The sequence below is a fragment of the Alteribacillus iranensis genome (assembly GCF_900113025.1).
In the GTDB taxonomy this organism is placed as follows: Bacteria; Bacillota; Bacilli; order Bacillales; family Marinococcaceae; genus Alteribacillus_A; species Alteribacillus_A iranensis.
Window position 1 is genome coordinate 388,504 of record NZ_FONT01000002.1, and the last position, 21,290, is coordinate 409,793.

Here is a 21,290-nt window from a genome sequence, read left to right on the forward strand (position 1 = left end):
TATATCTCCTCCTTTCTTCACGTTATTTCTCTTTTTCTGTGAAAAAATGTGGAATTATAGCGAGGAATGTATATATTTGACTAACGTAGTAATGTCAAATATTGGTACATCCACTACCTCTCGCATCGCTTCTTGATAAGGAGGCATGTTCGTGCATTCCAAAACAATAGCTTTTATGTCAGGATGTTCTGTAATCAGTTCGGTTGTCACTTCCTGCATCTCTTTTTTTACGGCTTCTTGATCCAGCTCTCTTTCTTGTTTCATAATCGCCCCGGCAAATGCAGGTTTGTCATCCATCCCTTTGATAATGACTTGATGAGGATCCGCACCTACGCCATTTACGTGGGCATCGGTTAAATTTGTTTTTGAAGCCGTCAGCACTCCAACCGGCCCTCCAGCCATGGTGTGTGCCAAGGGAATTTGTAGTAAGCTTGAAGAAAAAAACGGAATACCCAACCGCGACTGGATTTCTTTCTGAAAAATAGCTAAAAACCCACAGCTTGTCGTGATTGCTTGTATTCCTTCCTTTTCTAGTTCCTGTGCAGCCTCAACAAATGGCTCAATTAATGTAGCATCCTTCTCCACGACCACTCGAGTAGGCGAAGCTCCCTCCACTTTCTTATACCTGACTGGAAATGAAAATGTATCTTGATTTCCAATATCCCCCCTTGGTCGATGAAACGTCGTATCTAACATTAAAATGCCGATTTTTGCCTTCTCTTCCAATTGAAAGCACCTCATTTCTTCTATTATATTTCTCATTATAGAACAAAAGCTCAAGGAGCCCGCCTATCGGCGACAAGCGTTGGAAAAGGAAGTTCGACTAAAGAAAAAGGAACTTCTACTAAAAACGCCCACATCGTGTGGGCCTGAGGAGGCTTTGCCGCCAAGATTAGGGTTGAAGCGACTTCGAGTCGATGGCGCCTGGAGCTAGACATCACCCCATGAATGTTATACTTTCCATCTTTTAAAAAATGCCGAACACCTTCGTCGTGAGAATGGAAGGTGTCCGGAATGACTCCATCTTGTGTGGAAGCTAAAGAATTTCTATTCTATCCCATTAAGTCTGGCTGAACAGGCGAATGAGAAATCCATCCTCTTCTACGTGAGGCATAAAATAAGAAACTCCTGAGCCGGCAGCTGCTGTCATAATAACTGTCCATAACACTAAACTAATCATCATCCAGCTCATCACTGCTTTTCTATTTGAACCGAAACTCATTCCCATAAACGCGGAAATATGAGAACCGACAAAAAAAGGACCGATGATCGTCAAACCTGGCAAACCATATTTATCAAAAAGCGCTCGAGCCCGCTTGCCTTTTTTCGATTCTTCCATCGCTTCATCGTTCTCTTCTGTCGTATCTTCTTGTATGACGTCTTCACTTCGTTTTTGCTTTCGTCGATACATCCATTTTTTGATGTAATCGATGAACACAATTAATAACACCACGGTCAACGCATTTCCTAATAATGCAAGCAGCGCTGTTGGTAAAGGAGAAAGCCCCCCAATGACAGCTAACGGAATGACCGCGACGAGTTCAAATAATGGAATCGCCGCCAATATAAATACGAGTACATATGACAAAAACATCGTCCCCATCTCCTCTTTTAATCATACAGTTGTTTTATTTCGGACCAGAAAATGAAATATTGGCCAATCCCAAGCGCTGTCAACACAATGATAGGAAGCAACTCCACTTCTTTAAATATAGCAAGCACTACAATCGCCGCCGGAATCGCAAAATAATAATAAATATACACTTTTCGACAAGCCCGGTACGTAATATATTGATGCCCTTCGTCTTCTTCTTTCAGTTCATACGGAATAAATGTCCAAATTCGGATTCTCCGATCTGGGAACTTACGGTTGTAGTACATCATTAATCCGAAATAGAACGTGACGAAAATCGCGTAAGCAATGGAAAACACGAAAAATAAGCCGTCCTGCTGCTTCATTAACGCGCTCGTCGAATATATCAACGCGAGCCCAATTAGAAACACACTCATGGTAAAAGGTGAACGCAAAAATCGTTCCATCATTTTTCCTCCTCCCCCTCAATCCAAAACACTTCTTCCAAGTCGACACGAAGTGCTTTTGCAATTTTCAATGCCAACAGAACGGAAGGGGCATAGTCACCTTTTTCAATCATGCCAACCGTCTGGCGGGTGGCACCGACCAATTCACCTAAATCCGATTGGGTAAAGTTGTGTCTCGCACGTAATTCCTTCACTCTATTTTTCAGCATAGCTTAGCAACCCCTCTTACCCGTTTCCTACTCTTTAAATGTAAATGATCCTTAACATTAAGTCAATAAAAATTGTCATTTTGTTAAAATTAGTTTCCTTGTTGGATTTCGTTTGGCTTTCTCACAATGGATGTATGATAAGGAAGAGTTCAAACCATTAAAAAAGGAAGTGGTCGATTCTTCACAAAAAAAGAACCAAGCCGCTTGACTTGGAACTGTGGAAAAGTCTTGTTGCAAGAATGATATTGAACTCTGAGGACAGGCAGTATAGGTTGGACTGTATTTCGCTCCCCTATGTTAGGTAGCGACTTATTTTTCAGCGCAATTACGCTTGGTTAATGTAAATATGCTAGCAGCTGGGATATCCAACTTCAGCCTTTCTCCGGTTAGTGACATACGTTAGAATTTTTCATGTTTCAAGGGAAACATTCGATTGGATAAGTGACGCTAAATATTGATTTAACGCTGTCACAGTCACCATCGATGCTAGATATAGGCGTTTAATAACCTTAGTTTCTATTTTTCTACTTTCAAGGTCACTTATCTAACCCATTAGTTACCTTTGATTCTATTTCTTAGATTTCAATGTCACTAATTGCTCTTGTTCGTTACGTTGATTACTTTTCTACAGCCTTGTAGGTCGCTAATCAGTCAATCCTGCTTTCAAAAGTGACCTTGAACTCTTTATTCTGATTTTCAACGTCACTAGCATCTCTGGTTAATGACTCTCCTTTGGCTTTGATGGCATCCAAGGGAATGAATAGACCTCACACATCACTCTTCATTCATTTGAAACTAGTATTTCGCAGCTGGACGTTTCCCAAAGAAAAAACTGCTGCGCTCAGCACAGTAGTTCCTATTGGTCTTGTATATTTGTCAGTTTTTTCGTACGATGGTAATAGTTTTTCCAACATTTTAAATAGGATGTGAGATATGTCGATATGTTTACGAAACCCCGTACAGACCCCCCTGACCTTCGCATTTGGCAAGCCCTGGATGCCCGTATGGATCTTACCGCCGAGGATCGCGTTTATTTCAAAAATTTGGTAAAAGGAATCGAAGGAGAACGTCGTTTTGATGATTGGCTGCGTGAACTGCCGCCTGATTATCTGGTGTTAAATGATCTGTTGATCGAAACGAACCAAAGCGTGCTTCAGTTTGATTCTCTTGTGATTGCCGGAGATAAAGTCTTGCTGTTTGAAGTGAAGAGTTTCGAAGGTGATTACTATGTAGATGGTGATCAATGGTATTCGATGACCGGCACCGGCCTCCGCAACCCCCTCCATCAGCTCGACCGAAGCAAATCCTTACTCACCCGCTTCCTTAAGAAAGAACATGTCTCCTTTACCGTTGAAGCATACCTTGTTTTTGTCCATCCTGCCTTTGTACTTTACGAAGCCTCCAGACAAACACCGATCGTCTTTCCCGGGCAACTTCCTCGCTTTTTCCAACGATTGCAACAAAGTTCAGTGGTACTTGGCCGCAAGCAGCACCAATTAGCCGAGCGCCTCATGAGCAAACACTTATCGGAATCTCCTTACCGACGACAACCATCCTATACGTACGAAGATCTCCAGAAAGGAATTTGTTGCGAGACCTGTTCTGCTTTTCTCCAAGTCGAGCAAGTTAAGTTCCTTACATGCCCCGTTTGCCGGAGTCGTATACCAACAGCAATAGGAATACTGCAAAGCGTCAAAGAATTTCAATTGCTATTCCCTGATAGAAAAATCACCACGTTACAAATTCATGATTGGATTGGAAAAATTGTTTCTACTAAAGCGGTTAGGATCAGTCTTACCAAAGAATATACACAGATCGGGCATGGAAGAGGTACTTACTATAGAAAGTAATGTACCAGTTGTTGTGCTTACATGTTCTAGGTAGCTATTCCACTGTGACAGCTCTATTCAGTGACATTGAATGTTGTTTTTGTTGTTTCTCGGTCAGTATCTGTAGCTATTAGTTACCTTGAATTCTCTTTTTGATTTTCAACGTCATCTTCTACTCCGGTTAGAAACCTTGTTTGTTTCTTTTCCCTACAGTAGGTTACTATTCCGCTGTAATCGTTCTACTTGATGACATTGAACTCTGCTTTTTCAATTTCAAGGGTAGTAGTCGCACCTATTAGTTACCTTGAACTGTCATTTTTATTTTTCAACGGCATCTTCTATTCCGGTTAGAACCCTTGTTTGTTTCTTTTCCCTACAGTAGGTTACTATTCCGGTGTAATCGTTCTACTTGACTGACCTTGAACACTGCTTTTTCAATCTCAAGGGTAGTAGTCGCACCTATTAGTTACCTTGAATTCTCTTTTTTGATTTTCAACGGCATCTTCCACTTCGTTTAGAACCCTTGTTTGTTTCTTTTCCCTATAGTAGGTTACTATTCCGCTGTAATCGCTCCGTTTGATGACATTGAATGTTGCTATTGTTGTTTCTCGGTCATCATCCACGCCCCTTAGTCACCCCCAATTTTTATTTCTGGGTTCTTGTCATAAAGCTTTTTGTGTCCCCAAGGAGTTCTTTTAACAAATGAATCTTTATCTTTTCACCCATAGAAAAAACTGCTGCACCTTAGCAGCAGCTTTCATCTCTTATTTTATCTTTTTATCCAAAGCGTCGGTGACGGCTTGGCCGACTTGATCGGTGCTGGCGTTGCCGTTCATATCAGGCGTTAGCGTGCTTCCGTCTTGCAGAACATCCTCCATGGCAGTGAGGACGCGGGCGCCCCATTGCTCTTGGCCAAAGAAATCGAGCATTTGACTCGCGGACCAGATGGCAGCGAGGGGATTCGCGATTTTCTTACCGGCGATGTCGGGGGCGGACCCGTGGACTGGCTCAAACATGGATGGATATTCGCGTGTCGGGTTGATGTTCGCGCCGGCTGCGAGTCCGAGTCCCCCTGCGATTCCGGCGCCGATGTCGGTCACGATATCTCCGAATAAGTTCGAGGTGACGACCACTTCAAACCGGCCAGGATCGAGAACGAAAAACATGCTGGCGGCATCAACGAGGTAAGAGTAGGTGTCGACCTCTGGATAGTCGCGAGAAACTTCTTCAAACACTTCGTCCCAGAACACCATGGAGTAGTTCAGCGCGTTCCCTTTACTGATACTCGTGACGGACTTTCCTGTTTTTTTCGCTTCTTCAAACGCGTAGCGAATAATGCGTTCGGTGCCTTTGCGGGAAAATACACCGGTTTGCAACACGACTTCTTCTGGTTTTCCTTGAAAAAGTCGTTCCCCAGAGCCCGAATATTCGCCTTCGCTGTTTTCTCGAACGACGAGCATGTCGATGGTATGGTCTTTTTTCAACGTTTGCGGGGCACCTTTTAACAATTTAATCGGGCGTAAATTGACGTACTGATCGAACTCTTTTCGAATGCGAATAAGAAGCTCGCGGAGAGAAATATGATCAGGGACGCCTGGATAGCCGACAGCTCCGAGGTAAATGGCGTCGAATTGTTTCAATGTTTCCATGCCGTCATCGTCCATCATTTTGCCGTGCTCGTTGTAAAATTCGCATCCCCATGGGAAATATGTATAGTCAAATGAGAAAGAGCCGTCCAGTTCTGCCGCTTTATTGAGCACTTTGATTCCTTCATCAATGACTTCCGGCCCGATGCCGTCCCCTGGGATAACCGCTATTTTAAAAGTTTCCATATGAATCTGATCCTTTCTTGTTAGAATTCAATGAGAATTTCAAAAAATAATGGTACTTGTTATGTTCTCCGTCCCTTATCGTTTCATCCTAAGGAAACAAGAAAAGGCGGATTTTTGAGAGGTCCGCCTTTTCTTGTCATATCACAACGTATAGAATTGTCCAGCCTCAAGGGCTCGTTGTTCGTTGATTTTCGTAAGTGCGCAAACGTCCTGTATCAGTCAGGAGCTTCCGCTTTTTTACTTACGCGTTGGATACTTGTTCTTTCACGTGCTTTTTCACTGTTTTTACAATGAATTGGAAATCATCTTCTGTGATGCTGAGCGGCGGGCTGAGTGTTAGGATATTGTTGTTTCCTGCTGCCGTGTCGGATGTCTTCGCGATGATAAGACCATCTTGCTTACAGCCGGCTACGATTTTTCCGAGCACTTCCCCTTCGAGCGGCTCTTTCGTGTCTTTGTCTTTAACCATTTCGATACCGAAGAGAAGGCCGCGGCCACGCACATCGCCTACGTAAGGAAGTTCTTTTAATTCCGCCATTTCTTCTAAGAGGCGTTCTCCGAGTTCAGCAGAACGTTCTACCAATTTCTCTTCTTCCATGATTTCCAAGTTCTTGATCGCAAGCTTACAAGCTGCCGGGTTTCCTCCAAATGTGTTCACATGACGGAGGTGATTGTAGTCGTCGGAGCCTTGGAATGCTTCAAAGATTTCTTTACGCACTGCTGTAGCGGAAAGCGGCAAGTAAGCACTTGTGATTCCTTTTGCCATCGAGATGATGTCTGGTTTCACGCCGGAATGTTGGAAACCGAAACGCTTCCCAGTACGTCCGAATCCGTTGATGACTTCATCAGAAATGAGGAGCACATTGTACTCATCACAAATTTCGCGAACGCGGCGCATATAGCTATCATGCGGGATGAGGATACCTCCGCCAGTGATCATTGGTTCCATGATAACGGCAGCTACTGTATCTTTTACTTCCCACTTGATCATTTGTTCAATTTCATTCGCACACTTGATGCTCCAAGATTCTACGGTTTCCCCTTCCGGTACGCGGTAAGAATCCGGAGGAGTCACATGAAGGAATCCTGCTGGGAATGGTTCATACTTATAAGCACGCTCATTTTGTCCGCCGGCTGCCATCGTTGCCATGGTGTTGCCGTGGTATGCACGGTAGCGCGCGATGAACTTATATTTACGTGGGTTCCCTGTTTGGTGGTGGTACTGACGAGCAATCTTGAAAGCCGTTTCATTTGCTTCCGAACCACTGTTGGAGAAGAAGTAGACATAGTCGTCTCCGAGCCATTCATTTAACTTTTCTGCTAGTTCGATCGCAGGCTCGTGACTCTGTGTAAGTGGGAAATATGGCATTTCCATCAGCTGCTCATACGCAACGTCTGCTAATTCCTTTCTTCCGTATCCAGCGTTTACGCACCACAGTCCAGCCATACCATCTAAATACTTGTTGCCATCGCTATCTGTGATCCAAGCGCCTTCCGCTTTTTTGGCAATGACGGATTTTGCATTGCTGTCCGCACGCATCGCATGCCAAATGTTTGCGCGATCTTTCTCGTGCAATTGAGACGTTGAAACTTTTGCCATCTCTATCATCCTTTCTTTCTTGGAAAATACTATTTATAAAATAGAAAAGCGGAAACGCCCTCGTCAGCTCCGACAGGTTCATCCGCTTCCTCCGCTGGCCAATATTTGGTCGGTGGAGGAAGCGAAAAAACCCATCGGTGGGGCGTTTATGACCTTGACTGAACAGATCTTACGCTTCTTTTATATAATCATCATATATTTCCGGGTTCAGTACCCCTTCCGGACGTTTTCCGTCCAGTGCATCTACTAAGTTCTTTGCAGCAAGAGAAGCCATGCGGTACTCGTTCTCTATCGTTGCCGCTCCTATATGTGGAGTGGTAACGAGGTTTGGTAAGGTAAAGAGTGGATGATCTCCGGATATTGGTTCATTTTGAAACACGTCGAGCCCGGCAGCGCGGATTTCGTTTGCTTCCAACGCTTTTACCAGTGCTTCTTCATCCACCGTCCCGCCGCGGGAGCCATTAATGAAAATGGCGCTCGCTTTCATTTTTTTAAACTCTTTCGGTCCCATAAGATTCCGGGTTTCTAGAGTGAGCGGTGTTATCAGGCAGACGAAATCCGCAGTTTCTAGCAGTTCTTCGAGACTGGCGTAGCTCGCTTCATACTTCTCCTCCACCTGGATCTTCCGAGTCCGGCTGTGATACATAATATTCATATCGAAACCGGCGTAGGCTCGTTTAGCAATCGCTTCGCCAATGCGGCCCATTCCGATAATCCCTAATGTTTTATGGTGAATGTCGGTACCGAACTTTTCCATCGGAAGGACGGATTTCCACTGTCCTTCTTTGACATAACGGTCTAGTTCTGGTATTCTTCGTGCCGTTGCCATTAATAAGGAAAATATAGCATCTGCGGTCGTATCTGTTAATACACCTGGAGTGTGACAAGCCGCAACCCGATACTTCGTAAGAGCGTCTATATCAAGATTATCATATCCTACGGAAACATTGCTAACTACTTTTAGATGTGGTGCTAATTTCAAGAGATCGTCTGACACTTTCATATCCACACCAATGATTCCAACAGCCTCCTGAAGAGCGTTTCGGAAGTCCGGATCGAAAATGTATTCTCCCTCTGTGAAATACGAAACATCAAAACGATCGGACAGCTCTTCTAAAACTACAGGACTGACGCGATTATATGCGACTATCTTTTGTTTCTCATTTAATAGGAACTCCATCGCCATTCGCCCTTTCCTTATTATGTTCAATTGTCGACAAACGGCATACGACGATCCCCATCTCCACCTTCATTCTACAACGCCCTTTTCTTTTGTCAATCCTTTTAAAAATTTTCAGTTTAATAAGTTTTCACAGGAAATTCACAAAATGGCTATACCCACTAGCATCAATAAGTTAAACGCTTACAAAAATATGTTTAAAATTTTCTAAAACCATTGACAATTGACGAAACCGCCGTTAAGATAAAAACCACACGTAACCTTGTCGACAATCGTGGGAAGACAAAAAACATTGCCTTCCCCATCTCCAACGATTGTACTTTTACATTGTGAAGGAAGTTGGATTATGCACTCACATACAGTCAATAACAACTCCCGTGCTATTAAAAGAAAGTCATTGAGTCAGATCGTGGCGGATGAACTTCGTAAACGGATCTGGACTGGCGAGCTTACTTTTGGCGAACGTCTATTAGAAGCTGATCTTTCCAGTGAACTGGATATTAGTCGCAGTTCCCTTCGTGAAGCTATGCAAACGCTTGAATATGAAGGATTGGTTGTTAACAAAGCTCGGAAAGGCACATTTGTCTATAACTTCACGAAACACGATATGAAAGAAATCAATGAATTGCGCTACTTAATTGAAATTCCCGCACTTATAAAAACGGTATCTCACATCACCGATCATGACATCGAGTACTTGAAACAACTGCTCGACGATATGACTCGTCTGCTTGAAGAAGAAAATTGGTATAAGCTCTTTAATCTTGATATGACCTTTCACTTAACGCTCGTCAATTTATGCGGAAACAGCCGTATCATTAAAACATACAAAGTCATTCAAACCCAAATCCGTACATTTTTGTCCCAACTGGAACCATTTTATGCACAAAATAAGACAATGTTTACCCAAGAACATTCGATGCTATTAGATGCTTTTAAAGCAAGAGATGAAGAAGCGGTGGAACGTCTTGCCAAAGCACATATTAAACAGGTTGCTGTTTCCTTAGACTTTCTAGAATCTTTCTAGATAGGAAACAGAGATACCTTCACTTTCTATTATTTTTCTCAATATTCAAACGTTCCCGTCCACTAGAAAGGAGTACAGACATGGATTACAAAACTCAGATTCGCGACTACATTCACTCCTCAAAAGAAGACTATTTAACCTTTTTTCAAAAAACGATTCAGGAAGCGAGCACGGTTGGTAAAGAGCAAGGGGTACAAGAACTCATTGCCGGCCGTTTACAAGAAGCGGGGCTCGATGTGGATATGTGGGATCTTTCTTATGAAGAATTATCCAAGAGTTCTTTTTTCAACTCCACCCGGACGAGCTTTGAAGGCAGCCCCAATGTCGCTGCGGTTTGGAAAGGAACAGGCGATGGGCCGTCTCTCATATTAAACGGGCACGTGGATGTCGTACCGGAAGGCGACTTATCTGATTGGAACGCTGATCCGTTCTCCGGAAAAATCGAAGACGGTAAAGTATATGGCCGAGGCACTACTGATATGAAAGGAGGAAACTTATCTTCTCTCATCGCCCTCGAAACCTTAATGAAACTCGGCATCCGCTTGAAAGGTGATGTCATTTTTCAAAGTGTCGTCGAAGAAGAAAGCGGCGGCTCCGGTACGCTCTCTTGTATTCAACGCGGCTATAAGGCAGATGTCGCACTTATTCCGGAACCGAGTCAAATGCGTATTTTCCCAAAACAACAAGGGTCTTGCTGGTTTCGGGTGAAGGTGCAAGGAGTGTCGGCGCATGGTGGAACACGTTACGAAGGCGTAAGTGCTATCGAAAAAGGCTGGCATGTGTTCCGAGAAATCCAGAGCTTGGAGAAGCGTCGCAACGACCGCATTACGGATCCGCTTTATGATTCAAATCCTATTCCGATTCCTATTAATATCGGCAAATTCGAAGGCGGTTACTTCCCTTCTGCCGTCCCCGACAAAGTCGTGATTGAAGGCCGGATGGGCATCGCCCCTGGGGAAACCATTGAAGAAGCGCAGCAAGAATTTGAAAACGTGATGAAAGACTTGGCGAAAGAAGATTCCTATTTTAATGATAAACCAGTGGAAGTGGAATGGTTCGGCCTTCGTCTGCCACCTGGTAACTGTCCGCTCGACCATGATTTGATCAAACATTTAAGCACGCACTATGAAGCAATGAAAGGGGAAAAACCTGATGTCGCTGGTTCCACGTGGGGAACGGACGGTGGTTTATTCACTCAAGCGGCCGACATCCCTGCTGTTATTTTCGGACCTGGAACGACAGCTATGGCCCATTTTGCGAATGAATATGTTGAAATAGACAGCATGTTTGAAACAGCAGAAATTATGGCTTTAGCCATTATAGATTACTGTGGATTAGCAGAGTAACAGGCAAACCCCTGCAATTATTTTAGGAAAGGAAGGATGAATTACGTGAAAAAGTTGCATTATATTAATGGAAAATGGAGTGGCGGAGATCTAGACATGATGGAAGTTCATAATCCTGCCACACAGGAACTTGTAGGAGAGGTTCCGCGTGGAGGAACGGAGGAAACACGGACAGCGATTGACGCCGCTCACGATGCATTCCAAACGTGGAGCCAAACTACGGCGTATGAACGTGCTGCCCTATTGGACAAGTTCAATGACGCTATTCTGGAGAATACAGAAGAGCTCGCTCAAATCATGACGATGGAGATGGGAAAACCATTTGCCGAAGCGAAAGGTGAAGTTGCATATGCCGCTTCCTTCATTGACTGGTTTGCTGCGGAAGGAAAGCGTGTGTATGGACAAACGATTCCTGCTCATCTTCCAGGGAAACGCATGCAAGTATGGAAGCAGCCAGTTGGAGTCGTCGCTGCCATCACACCTTGGAACTTCCCGCTTGCGATGCTCACACGGAAAATGGGCCCGGCTCTTGCTGCCGGATGTACCGTGGTCATCAAGCCATCCCGGGAAACACCGCTCTCTGCCATTCGTCTTGTTGAACTGTGCGAAGAAGTCGGCTTCCCGCCAGGCGTTGTAAATATTGTAACCGGCTCCTCTTCCCAAATCGGCGGCGAAATGATGTCGAATGAAAAAGTACGCAAGATCACTTTCACTGGCTCTACTGAAATTGGGAAGCAGTTGATGAGACAAGGTGCTGATACAGTAAAACGCCTTTCTCTTGAACTCGGTGGACATGCCCCGATTATCGTTTTGGATGATGCGGACATTGATAAAGCCGTTCAAGGCACACTTGCTTCTAAATTTAGAAACAGCGGCCAAACGTGCATCTGCGGAAACCGTATTTATGTTCACGCCCGCATTTATGATGAATTTGTCACCCGCTTCACGGCTGCCGTCGAAGACTTAAAGCTTGGAAACGGAATGGATCAAGGTGTAAATGTCGGACCGCTTATCAATTTAGACGGTGTAGAAAAAGTACAAAACCACGTACAAGACGCTGTGGAAAAAGGCGCAGAAGTAACAACAGGCGGCTCCAAGGCGGAAGATATTGGTCCGAACTACTACAAGCCGACTGTCATTAAAGACGTAAATCACGACATGATTGTCATGAGCGAGGAAACGTTTGGCCCGGTCGCTCCTATTCAGAAGATCACATCCGACGAAGAAGCTGTGAAACTTGCGAATGATACACCATTCGGTCTTGCTGCTTACGTCTTTACGGAAAGCAATTCCCGCGGCATCCAGCTCATTGAAAAGCTGAATTACGGAATCGTCGGCTGGAACGACGGTGCTCCATCGGCAGCTCAAGCTCCATTTGGAGGGATGAAAGAATCCGGCATGGGACGCGAAGGCGGACAGCAAGGCATTGAAGACTTCTTAGAAAAACAATACGTATCGATTGGACTTTAAGAAAAGAACGACAGCAGACTTGGGATGTAACAGCATGTTGGGATAGTGACCTTGAGTACGCAGGTTCCAAGCTGCCGGCAATTCATTCGAGAGGTTAGTGACTCAGATTCTAAGGTTATTCACCCAAGGGCAACTAGCTTCCGCTTAACACTGGAATGGTTCCCTTGGAAGGAACAGAAGGGTTGTGGGGGGGCATTCATTACATCTTCTAGTGACCTTGACATCATGTTTCACACGTTCTGTGGCACCATAAGGAGAGGTTAGTGACTGAAATAGAAGAATTTCGCGTACACCGTAACTAATCTCCCACCTAGCGTTCCCTTACAACCCTTGGACCTGTCACCCAGGGCATTATCCAACTGAAATGGTGACCATGGAATCACTTTTCAATTCTTATTGGTCACGATCAGGACTCTTTCATTACTCTGACATCCTGATATTTCTGTGTAAAGTCACTATTCCAGTCAGTGGTTCCGATAAAAACAGAAACGTACAGTGTCCTGCTAGGTCAGAACAGACCAGCAAGCACGCTTTGAAAGACAAAAAAATTCAAATATAGGAACAGGGGTCATGGGTGTTTCCAGCTTTAGAAGGCCCCGTTCCAACTACTCTGAGGGGGAACATTACGATGAAATGGAGAACTACTTTACTTACTGGTACATTGTCAGCTTTACTTCTAGCCGGGTGCGGCGGAGGCGGTGACAATGGCGGCGAAAACGGAGGCGGCGCCGATGCAGATGGCGGTGGTTCTGGTGAGGAATTTACAATCGGTGTGACGTACACGACTCCAGAAAGCGGTGCGACTCATATCGGAATGGAGCGTTTTAAAGAACTCGCCGAGGAAAATTCTGACGGCCAAGTCACAGTAGAACTGTATCCAAACGGTCAGCTCTATGCTTCCGAACGCGGCGCCATTGAAGCCGTGCAAGCAGGTAATATTGAAATGACCGTCACTGCATCCGCACCAGTTGCCGGTTTCAATAAGAACTTTGCTGTTCTAGACTTGCCTTTCTTGTTCCCGGACCATGAAACTGCGTATGAAGCATTGGATGGAGAATTCGGTCAAAGCTTGCTTGATGAGCTTCCAGAAAGCGGCCTTCGCGGTCTCGCTTATGGGGAAACAGGCATGCGCCAAATGACAAACAGCAGCCATCCGATTGAATCACCAGAAGACCTAGAAGGACTAAAAATAAGAACAATGGAAAATGATGTTCATATTAATACATTTAACACGTACGGAGCAGACGCCTCTCCGTTTGCGTTCGGTGAATTGTACAGTGCTCTTCAACAAAACGTCTATGACGCCATGGAGAACCCGATTAACTTAATTCACCAAATGAATTTCTTTGAAGTCCAAGACTACTTGACCATTAGTAACCATGCGTACACAGCTACCGTTGCTTTTATGAACGATGATTTCTACACGTCTATGCCAGAAGAGCTTCAGGAAGTAGTTAGTGACGCAGCAAAAGAAGCGCAAGATCACCAGCGTGAAGTAGCTCAACAACAGGACGAAGAAGGACTTGAAGTGGTGCAAGACCACATGGAAATTAATGAGCTGACACCTGAACAAAAACAAGCCTTCATTGATGCAGCGGAGCCTGTCTATGAAAGCCTCGCACAAGAAATCGGTGAAGATCTCGTGAATGAAGCCCGCTCCTTTAATGAAACAGAATAACAATAACCTGCCAGGAGAAGACCTCTCCTGGCCCTCCTGTATGTAAGTTTCATGTATCGTTTGACCCATTGGTGCATCGGGGCTTGAAAAACAGGTACACCTTTTATCATATGGTTGGAATAGAGCTCGCAGTAGTCGGTAATGGGCAAGCTCATGACTTACTGCCGTTCTATTCCAACCCTATTCAATCTGTACAACTTGGGGATGTACGCTTTTCTTCAACAGAGGAGGCAATTGCATGTTAAAAACGATAGACGAACGAGGAGAAGAGGTTTTCCTTGTCCTTACGATGGCGGCGATGGTGGCATTGATCGCCTTTCAATCCGTTTCTCGATACCTGCTTGGAAACTCGTTAGCCTGGGGGACCGAGCTGGCAATTTATCTTCATATCTGGCAAATATGGTTGGGAGCAAGCCTTGGAATAAAGAAACAAGAACATATCCGGGTGGACGTATTCGTCAAATTGTTTCCGCCTAAAATTAAAATGGTGCTGGATTTGATTGCATTACTCGTCTGGTTTGGTTTTGCCTTATTTTTAGCTATTCAAGGTACCATTTTCATTAACAGCATTTCAGGCAGCGGCCAAACATCGCCTACGTTAGACATCGCTATGTGGATTCCCTACATCGCTATCCCATTGGCCGGTGTTCTCATGGCCATTCGGCTCATTCAGCAAATGTACGGAATCGTCAAAAACGGACCGGACATCAAAGAGGTGAATTAAATGACAGTTGCTCTTTTATTCGGGACATTTTTTGTATTAATGCTGATCGGATTACCGATTGCACTGTCGCTCGGTATTTCATCGTTAGTGACGATCATGCTATCTACGTCTGTCCCGATTAATACAATCGTACAAAATGCATTCACATCTCTCGATAACTTTTCTTTGCTGGCTATTCCCTTTTTCGTTTTAGCCGGGTCTCTGATGGGTTTCGGAGGAATCTCACGGCGTTTGCTTGATTTGGCGAACGTATTAATCGGCTATGTCGTCGGGGGACTGGCGATGGTTACCGTAGTTGCCAGTATGTTCTTTGCGGCGATTTCCGGTTCTGGGCCAGCGACTGTAGCGGCGATTGGTTCTTTCATGATTCCATCGATGAGAGCCAACAACTATCAAGGCGGCTTTGCGGCAGCAATTACGGCAGCTGCGGGTTCTATCGGGGTATTAATTCCTCCGAGTATTCCTTTCGTCATGTACGGGGTCGTCGGGACGGTGTCGATCGGATCCATGTTTTTAGCCGGTATCTTGCCAGGCATCGTGCTCGGCTTATGCTTATTAATTGTGTCCTACGCGATTGCGAAGAAAAATGATTATGTCGGCTCCGGGAAGCCACCTACATTTAAAGACGTGTGGAAAGCCTTTAATGAAGCAAAGTGGGCCCTTTTAATCCCTGTCATTATCTTGGGAGGTATTTATGCGGGACTTTACTCCCCTACCGAGTCTGCAGCTATTGCAGCCGTCTACGCCTTGCTGATCGGTGTATTTGTCTACAGAGAGCTAGATTTAAAAGCATTATATAACAGCTTCGCGAACGCTGCGTTAACGAATTCGACGACTGTTATCATTATCGGTTTTTCTATCTCGTTTGCATACTTAATGACGCTCGAACGCATTCCTAACACGATCGCGAGCTTCATTACAGGAATTTCCGAGAATCCAATTATCATTTTATTAATCATTAATGTGTTCTTATTAATTGTCGGGATGTTTATTGATACCATCTCAGCCATCGTCATTTTAACGCCTATTCTCTTGCCGATTGTTACCGGGTTTGGAATGGATCCTGTCCATTTCGGGGTTATTCTCGTTACCAACTTGGCCATTGGTTTCGTCACACCGCCACTTGGTATCAACTTATTCGTCGCTTCCGGGACAGGAAAAGTACCATTTGAACACATAGCCAAAGCGATTATTCCAATTTTAATCATGATGCTTATTGCCTTGTTAGTGATCACCTATGTCCCAACGTTATCAACCTTTATCCCTGGTCTCGCCGAGTAAGGGAATGGAGAAACGAATCATGCCAAAGAGCCGGATCGGGAGGATACTACTTCACGCCGGCTCTTTCCGTGTGATCTCTTTGAACATATTGGCTCGATGTTAGGCAGCTTTCCTGTGTTCGCGTGACCTAATGTGAAAATAACACTGATTTTGGGGTATCTTCCCCCCTCCTTGCATGACCTCCTGGAGATTTTGCCATCCCTTGAGGGCAGCTTTCCACCGTTTGCGTTCCCTCCTAAGATAGTGCCACGGCTTTTGGGCAGCTTCCTCCTCCTTGCGTAACCTCTAGAAGGAGTTGACGTTCCTTTCGGATAACTTCCCAACGCCTCCGTTCCCTCCTGAAAGATTGACATCATTTTTGGGTAGCTTCCCCCTCTTTGCATGACTTCCGTGTACAGATATACTCTTCATAAGGCCAATAAAAATTTATGTAAAGCCTCTATTTTCTCCTCATTGAAATTATTCTTAGGAAACGACAACATCCGTGTTATCTCTCTTCCACTCTTGAAATTCTGGAGGAGAAATGCGACTATAAATGTTAGAAAAACTTGTCTATTCTCTAGCTTCTCTAGGTGTCGCAACCCTTTTTCGAATGCCTGACATCACGAACAGCTCGGAAAATGAAAGGAAACCATGTCGATCCTGGGAGCTAGGAGAACGTCATGACAACTTGCCTACACTTACTCCGTGCCGGCTTGCGTCTGTCGATCAAGTTACAGATCATTGCAAATGGAGATGGGTATGATGGGGGATTTAAGGTCACCTGAGAAAAAGTTCCGCCCTGAACTAGAAGGGGTACGAGCGGTTGCAGCGTTTCTCGTTGCAATCTATCACATATGGCTTGGCTCTGTATCTGGGGGAGTCGATGTCTTTTTTATTGTTTCGGGTTACTTAATTACGACATCGTTGTTATCCAGGATACAACGGGAAGGCCGGCTACATATACTCGACTATTTAATGGGAATCATGAGAAGGTTATTCCCATTGGCGTTTACCGTCATTTTAACGACAGCAGTGTTGTCGCTACTGCTGCTTCCTCAAGCGCAGTGGGAACAAACCATTTCTGAAATTTACGCGTCGGCTTTTTATTTTCAAAACTGGGAGCTTGCGTTTAGCGCCGTGGATTATTTAGCACAAAACAATCAAGCGAGCCCATACCAGCATTTCTGGGCGCTCTCGCTGCAAGGTCAATTTTATGTCACATGGCCATTGGTTATTTTGCTCGCCTACTTTATTGCTACGAAATTGTTCAAAACACCGGTACGAAAAACACTATTAGGCGTACTTATTACATTATTCCTTGCTTCTCTTTCGTATTCGGTGTACATCACGGCGGTAAACCAACCATGGGCTTATTTTGATACGTTCGCCCGTGTATGGGAATTCAGCTTAGGCGGTATGCTGGCTTTACTGATTTCGTATGTGTCGTTTCCAAAAACGGCCAGCATCATTCTTGGCTGGCTCGGCCTAGCCATTATCGCGTTTACCGGTATGCTTTTACCTGTGTCCACTGTATTTCCAGGGATTGCTGCTTTGTTGCCAACCGGTGGTGTGATTCTCGTCATTATCGCGGCGGAAAATGGCAGCCGATTCGGAGTGGAACGATTATTAGGATCAAAACCTTTTATGTTTTTTGGCAGTATTTCGTATGGATTTTATTTATGGCATTGGCCGCTTCTCATCTTCTATTTCGCTTTCTTCGGGGTAGAATCGGCTTCCTTGTTAGGCGGCATTGCTATTATCGCGGCAGCATTCGGCCTCTCTGTACTGACGAGCCATTTCATTGAGACGCCGGTGAGAAAGCTAAGCGTGAAACAATCAAAAGTAAAATTGACAGCAATCTTTACTTCTTTGCTGCTTCCTATCCTCATTGTTAGTACGTCTTGGGGCTCTTATGTCGCCGATATGCAAGAGGTAGAAGAAGAGAATTATGAAGTGGAAGAGAACCCAGGGGCACGCGCCGTGTCTGAAAACATTAAACCAGATCCGGAGGCGGAGATGATTCCTACGACGCTACAGGCGAAAGAAGATTTACCTGAGTTTTACGGTGACAACTGTTACTCCGGTCTCGAGAACTCTGATGTCACTATCTGCTCCTATGGTGAGACCGATACACCAGCCTTCACACTGGCTCTCGTCGGAGGCTCCCATTCGGGCCACTGGTTCCCGGCTCTTATGGAGTTAACCGAAGAGCTGAATATGCAAATTGATGTGTACAATAAAGATGGATGCCGTTTCTCTGATGAAGATTTCGATGGTCAATTGACGGAATCGTGTATGGAATGGAACGAAAAAGTGATTGATCCACTGACTGAAAACCCGCCGGACGTCGTCTTTACGACAGCCAATGTCAATGACGGTAAGACAGTACCCGAGGGATACATGAGTCAATGGGAAAAGCTCGAGGAGAGTACGGAAGTGTTAGCACTTCGTGATACTCCAAGAATGGAAGAAGACATTCCGATCTGTGTGGATGAAAATCCAGATAACTTAGAGGAGTGCGCGATTCCAACGGACGATTTCCTCTCTGATATCCCACCATGGGAAAACACAGACGGTATTCCTGACAATGTCACGTTCGCCGATTTAACGGAGTATTTCTGCGATGATGAGTACTGCCGTCCTGTCATTGGAAATGTTCTTGTTTATCGCGATTACAATCATATCACGACGATGTACTCTCGTACGTTAGCTTTCGCGTTAAAAGAACCTATATTGGAAGCTGTGAAGCATTCAAAAGAGTAATAGGGAAAAGTGCAAGGCGCCTGGAACTGGACGTAGCTGGCCCTTTCACACAAGCCGAATAGCTTTTATCCTTTCCAATAACTAAAGCGCCATTGTTCCTAATCTCACGGGACATGGCGCTTTTTAAGTATGTACGTTTCTCGGGACTGCTCCCTTTCGTGAAGACAAAGACACTTGTCTCTATCGATGAATTCCATATGTTCCTATGGGGTAGGATGCTTACTGCCGACTTGACTTTGGGCATCTTACTTTCCCTTGCATGACCTCCCTGAGGATTTACCGATCCTTCCGGGTAGCTTCCCAACGCCTGCGTTCCCTCCTGAAATATTGCCACGGCTTTTGGGCATCTTTCTCTTCCTTGTGTCACCTCCAGTTGGGATTGCCGGTCCTTTCGGGTAACTTCCTAACGCCTCCGTTCCCACCTGAAATATTGCCACGGCTTTTGGGCATCTTCCTCTTCCTTGCGTCACCCCCCGAGGGATTGGACGCTCCTCCAAGGCAACTTTCCAACGTCTGCGTTCCCTCCTGAGATTTTGCCACGGCTTTTGGGCATCTTACTTTCCCTTGCATGACCTCCCTGAGGATTTACCGTTCCTTCCGGGTAACTTCCCACCGCCTCCGTTCCCTCCTGAAATATTGCCATGGCTTTTGGGCATCTTCCTCTTCCTTGCGTCACCTCCAGATGGGGTTGCCGTTCCTTCCGGGTAACTTCCCACCGCCTCCGTTCCCTCCTGAAATATTGCCATGGCTTTTGGGCATCTTCCTCTTCCTTGCGTCACCTCCAGATGGGGTTGCCGTTCCTTCCGGGTAACTTCCCACCGCCTCCGTTCCCACCTGAAATATTGCCACGGCTTTTGGACATCTTTCTCCTTCTTGCATGACCTCCTCGGATTATGCTCCTCCCTTCATAGAACGTGCATTCAGAATTACCGTTCGCTGCGGATGAGTGGCTGCTTTTTGTCCGACTGGGCTTCTACCAGCTATTGCACATGACCCAAGTCCGTACGCTCTATGCTTTCCTAACACCTAAAAAGACACCAGCCTCGGCTGCTGCCATAGGTCTGGTGTCCGTCTGTCATTCATCTTAAAATAGATTCAGTTTGGCGATGCGGTCGCCGGCTTCACGCAACCGGTCTTCGGAGTCCAGGAGTCCGACGCGGACATATCCTTCCCCGTATTCCCCGAACCCATTACCAGGTGCTGTGGCGACATGTGCTTGTTCAAGAAGGATATCCGCGAATTCTTCGGAAGAATATCCATCTGGTACGGGGAGCCACACGAAAAATGTGCCCGTCGGTGCTTCGACGTGCCAACCGATGTCATGCATCTTTCCGATAAAGGCATTTCGGCGGGACTCATAGGTCTCTACAAGCTGCCTGACCATTTCCTGATCGGCTGTTAACGCGTGGATCGATGCGTCTTGGATGGCTCCAAACAAGCTAACGTACATGTGGTCTTGAATCAAATTAATGGCCTCGATGACAGAGCGGTTACCGACTGCCATGCCGACACGCCAACCAGCCATGTTGTATGTTTTGGACAACGTGTACATTTCTACCCCGACGTCTTTGGCTCCTTCTGATTGCAAGTAGCTTTGGGGCTTTTTCCCATCATAGCCGATGGCACCGTATGCGAAATCATGAACGACGCAAAGGTCATGCTCTTTCGCAAGGTCGATCGTTTTGTCAAAGAATGCTTTGTCCGCTGTGGCGGATGTTGGATTGTTCGGGTAATTGAGGAAAAGCAGCTTCGCGTCGGATAGCACATCGTCCGGAATCTCCCCATAATCCGGCAAAAAGCTGTTTTTCTCCAGCAAGGGCATCGTTTCGACCCGTACGTCCGCCATTGCCGTTCCAGATAAATAGTCAGGGTATCCAGGATCTGGAAGTAAGACAGTGTCTCCTGGATTTGTTAAACTCGGTGTAATTTCAACGAGCCCCGTTTTAGCGCCAAATAATATGGCTACTTCTGTTTCCGGGTCTAGCTCTACTTGGTACTCGCGCTTATAAAATTCGGCTGTTGCTTCTTTCAGTTCCTTCTTCCCGCTGAATGGAGAATACTTATGATTTTGCGGATCTTCCGCTGCTTCTTGTAAGCTTTTTACAATGGACGGAGGCGTAGGCAAATCAGGATTTCCTTGGCCTAAGTTAATAACGTCATGCCCCTCCGCTTTCAAGCGCTGCACTTTCTGCACCAAATCAGCGAAAAACTGTTTTGGCAATCGTTTTAATACCTCGGAATGTTCAAACTGTTTCACGTTCATCTCTTCCCTTCTAGATGTATCGCACCCTTGTCATGATGGCGATATTTTACAGTTTACACGTTCCTT

General features: G+C 45.4%; 16 protein-coding genes. 8 read left to right on the forward strand and 8 right to left on the reverse strand.

Going from position 1 to position 21,290, the window contains the following annotated elements; genetic code table 11:
• Positions 1-54 precede the first annotated feature (54 nt).
• The 4 genes from BM095_RS05820 to BM095_RS05835 form a co-directional block, all read right to left on the reverse strand.
• A complete protein-coding gene (locus BM095_RS05820; protein WP_218151610.1) occupies positions 55-726 on the reverse strand; it encodes an aspartate/glutamate racemase family protein in 672 nt (223 codons plus the stop codon).
• Between the two features lie 334 nt (positions 727-1,060).
• Positions 1,061-1,594, reverse strand: a complete 534-nt coding sequence (locus BM095_RS05825) for a small multi-drug export protein (protein ID WP_091658807.1) — start codon at positions 1,592-1,594, stop codon at positions 1,061-1,063.
• 17 nt (positions 1,595-1,611) lie between these two features.
• On the reverse strand, positions 1,612-2,040 hold the full coding sequence (locus BM095_RS05830; RefSeq protein ID WP_091658809.1) for a hypothetical protein: 429 nt from the start codon (positions 2,038-2,040) through the stop codon (positions 1,612-1,614).
• Positions 2,040-2,249, reverse strand: a complete 210-nt coding sequence (locus BM095_RS05835) for a helix-turn-helix transcriptional regulator (protein ID WP_091658812.1) — start codon at positions 2,247-2,249, stop codon at positions 2,040-2,042. The genes BM095_RS05830 and BM095_RS05835 overlap by 1 nt, the downstream gene beginning before the upstream one ends.
• Before the next feature lie 941 nt (positions 2,250-3,190).
• Between BM095_RS05835 and BM095_RS05840 the strand changes: the two genes are divergently transcribed.
• Positions 3,191-4,099 carry an NERD domain-containing protein gene (locus BM095_RS05840; protein WP_091658813.1) on the forward strand — a complete coding sequence of 303 codons (909 nt, stop codon included), beginning with the start codon at positions 3,191-3,193 and terminating at the stop codon, positions 4,097-4,099.
• Between the two features lie 743 nt (positions 4,100-4,842).
• Here the strand turns inward: BM095_RS05840 and BM095_RS05850 are convergent.
• From BM095_RS05850 to BM095_RS05860, 3 genes are all read right to left on the reverse strand, one after another.
• On the reverse strand, positions 4,843-5,910 hold the full coding sequence (locus BM095_RS05850) for a tartrate dehydrogenase (RefSeq protein WP_091658818.1): 1,068 nt from the start codon (positions 5,908-5,910) through the stop codon (positions 4,843-4,845).
• 241 nt (positions 5,911-6,151) lie between these two features.
• Complete coding sequence (locus tag BM095_RS05855) at positions 6,152-7,519, reverse strand: aspartate aminotransferase family protein (protein ID WP_407639136.1); 1,368 nt, start codon at positions 7,517-7,519, stop codon at positions 6,152-6,154.
• A 160-nt stretch (positions 7,520-7,679) separates the two neighbouring features.
• Complete coding sequence (locus tag BM095_RS05860) at positions 7,680-8,696, reverse strand: 2-hydroxyacid dehydrogenase (protein WP_245757825.1); 1,017 nt, start codon at positions 8,694-8,696, stop codon at positions 7,680-7,682.
• Between the two features lie 340 nt (positions 8,697-9,036).
• Here BM095_RS05860 and BM095_RS05865 point away from each other — a divergent pair, with 340 nt between their 5' ends.
• The 7 genes from BM095_RS05865 to BM095_RS05905 all read left to right on the forward strand — a co-directional run bounded on the left by BM095_RS05865 (position 9,037) and on the right by BM095_RS05905 (position 18,961).
• The gene (locus BM095_RS05865) at positions 9,037-9,717 is read left to right on the forward strand and encodes a GntR family transcriptional regulator (RefSeq protein ID WP_091658825.1); all 681 of its coding nucleotides are present in this window, start codon (positions 9,037-9,039) and stop codon (positions 9,715-9,717) included.
• A gap of 80 nt (positions 9,718-9,797) precedes the next feature.
• Positions 9,798-11,063, forward strand: a complete 1,266-nt coding sequence (locus BM095_RS05870) for a peptidase (protein WP_091658828.1) — start codon at positions 9,798-9,800, stop codon at positions 11,061-11,063.
• Positions 11,064-11,099: 36 nt separating this feature from the next.
• Positions 11,100-12,533 (forward strand): NAD-dependent succinate-semialdehyde dehydrogenase, encoded by a 1,434-nt coding sequence (locus BM095_RS05875; protein ID WP_091658831.1) that lies wholly within the window; start codon positions 11,100-11,102, stop codon positions 12,531-12,533.
• Positions 12,534-13,161: 628 nt separating this feature from the next.
• Positions 13,162-14,211 carry a DctP family TRAP transporter solute-binding subunit gene (locus tag BM095_RS05880; RefSeq protein ID WP_091658834.1) on the forward strand — a complete coding sequence of 350 codons (1,050 nt, stop codon included), beginning with the start codon at positions 13,162-13,164 and terminating at the stop codon, positions 14,209-14,211.
• A 238-nt stretch (positions 14,212-14,449) separates the two neighbouring features.
• Complete coding sequence (locus tag BM095_RS05885; RefSeq protein WP_091658836.1) at positions 14,450-14,935, forward strand: TRAP transporter small permease; 486 nt, start codon at positions 14,450-14,452, stop codon at positions 14,933-14,935.
• Entirely contained in the window at positions 14,936-16,216 is a 1,281-nt protein-coding gene (locus BM095_RS05890; RefSeq protein ID WP_091658839.1) for a TRAP transporter large permease, read from the forward strand.
• Between the two features lie 744 nt (positions 16,217-16,960).
• Positions 16,961-18,961 (forward strand): acyltransferase family protein, encoded by a 2,001-nt coding sequence (locus BM095_RS05905; RefSeq protein WP_091658847.1) that lies wholly within the window; start codon positions 16,961-16,963, stop codon positions 18,959-18,961.
• Between the two features lie 1,084 nt (positions 18,962-20,045).
• Here BM095_RS05905 and BM095_RS05920 read toward each other — a convergent pair.
• Positions 20,046-21,218 (reverse strand): pyridoxal phosphate-dependent aminotransferase, encoded by a 1,173-nt coding sequence (locus BM095_RS05920; protein ID WP_091659791.1) that lies wholly within the window; start codon positions 21,216-21,218, stop codon positions 20,046-20,048.
• Positions 21,219-21,290: the final 72 nt, after the last annotated feature.

Bases quoted from the DNA above. Each gene is read 5' to 3' on its own strand.
- BM095_RS05825 (WP_091658807.1), bottom strand. From the start codon at position 1,594: ATGTTTTTGTCATATGTACTCGTATTTATATTGGCGGCGATTCCATTA.
- BM095_RS05830 (WP_091658809.1), bottom strand. From the start codon at position 2,040: ATGGAACGATTTTTGCGTTCACCTTTTACCATGAGTGTGTTTCTAATT.
- BM095_RS05835 (WP_091658812.1), bottom strand. From the start codon at position 2,249: ATGCTGAAAAATAGAGTGAAGGAATTACGTGCGAGACACAACTTTACC.
- BM095_RS05840 (WP_091658813.1), top strand. From the start codon at position 3,191: ATGTTTACGAAACCCCGTACAGACCCCCCTGACCTTCGCATTTGGCAA.
- BM095_RS05850 (WP_091658818.1), bottom strand. From the start codon at position 5,910: ATGGAAACTTTTAAAATAGCGGTTATCCCAGGGGACGGCATCGGGCCG.
- BM095_RS05855 (WP_407639136.1), bottom strand. From the start codon at position 7,519: ATGATAGAGATGGCAAAAGTTTCAACGTCTCAATTGCACGAGAAAGAT.
- BM095_RS05860 (WP_245757825.1), bottom strand. From the start codon at position 8,696: ATGGCGATGGAGTTCCTATTAAATGAGAAACAAAAGATAGTCGCATAT.
- BM095_RS05865 (WP_091658825.1), top strand. From the start codon at position 9,037: ATGCACTCACATACAGTCAATAACAACTCCCGTGCTATTAAAAGAAAG.
- BM095_RS05870 (WP_091658828.1), top strand. From the start codon at position 9,798: ATGGATTACAAAACTCAGATTCGCGACTACATTCACTCCTCAAAAGAA.
- BM095_RS05875 (WP_091658831.1), top strand. From the start codon at position 11,100: ATGAATTACGTGAAAAAGTTGCATTATATTAATGGAAAATGGAGTGGC.
- BM095_RS05880 (WP_091658834.1), top strand. From the start codon at position 13,162: ATGAAATGGAGAACTACTTTACTTACTGGTACATTGTCAGCTTTACTT.
- BM095_RS05885 (WP_091658836.1), top strand. From the start codon at position 14,450: ATGTTAAAAACGATAGACGAACGAGGAGAAGAGGTTTTCCTTGTCCTT.
- BM095_RS05890 (WP_091658839.1), top strand. From the start codon at position 14,936: ATGACAGTTGCTCTTTTATTCGGGACATTTTTTGTATTAATGCTGATC.
- BM095_RS05905 (WP_091658847.1), top strand. From the start codon at position 16,961: ATGGGGGATTTAAGGTCACCTGAGAAAAAGTTCCGCCCTGAACTAGAA.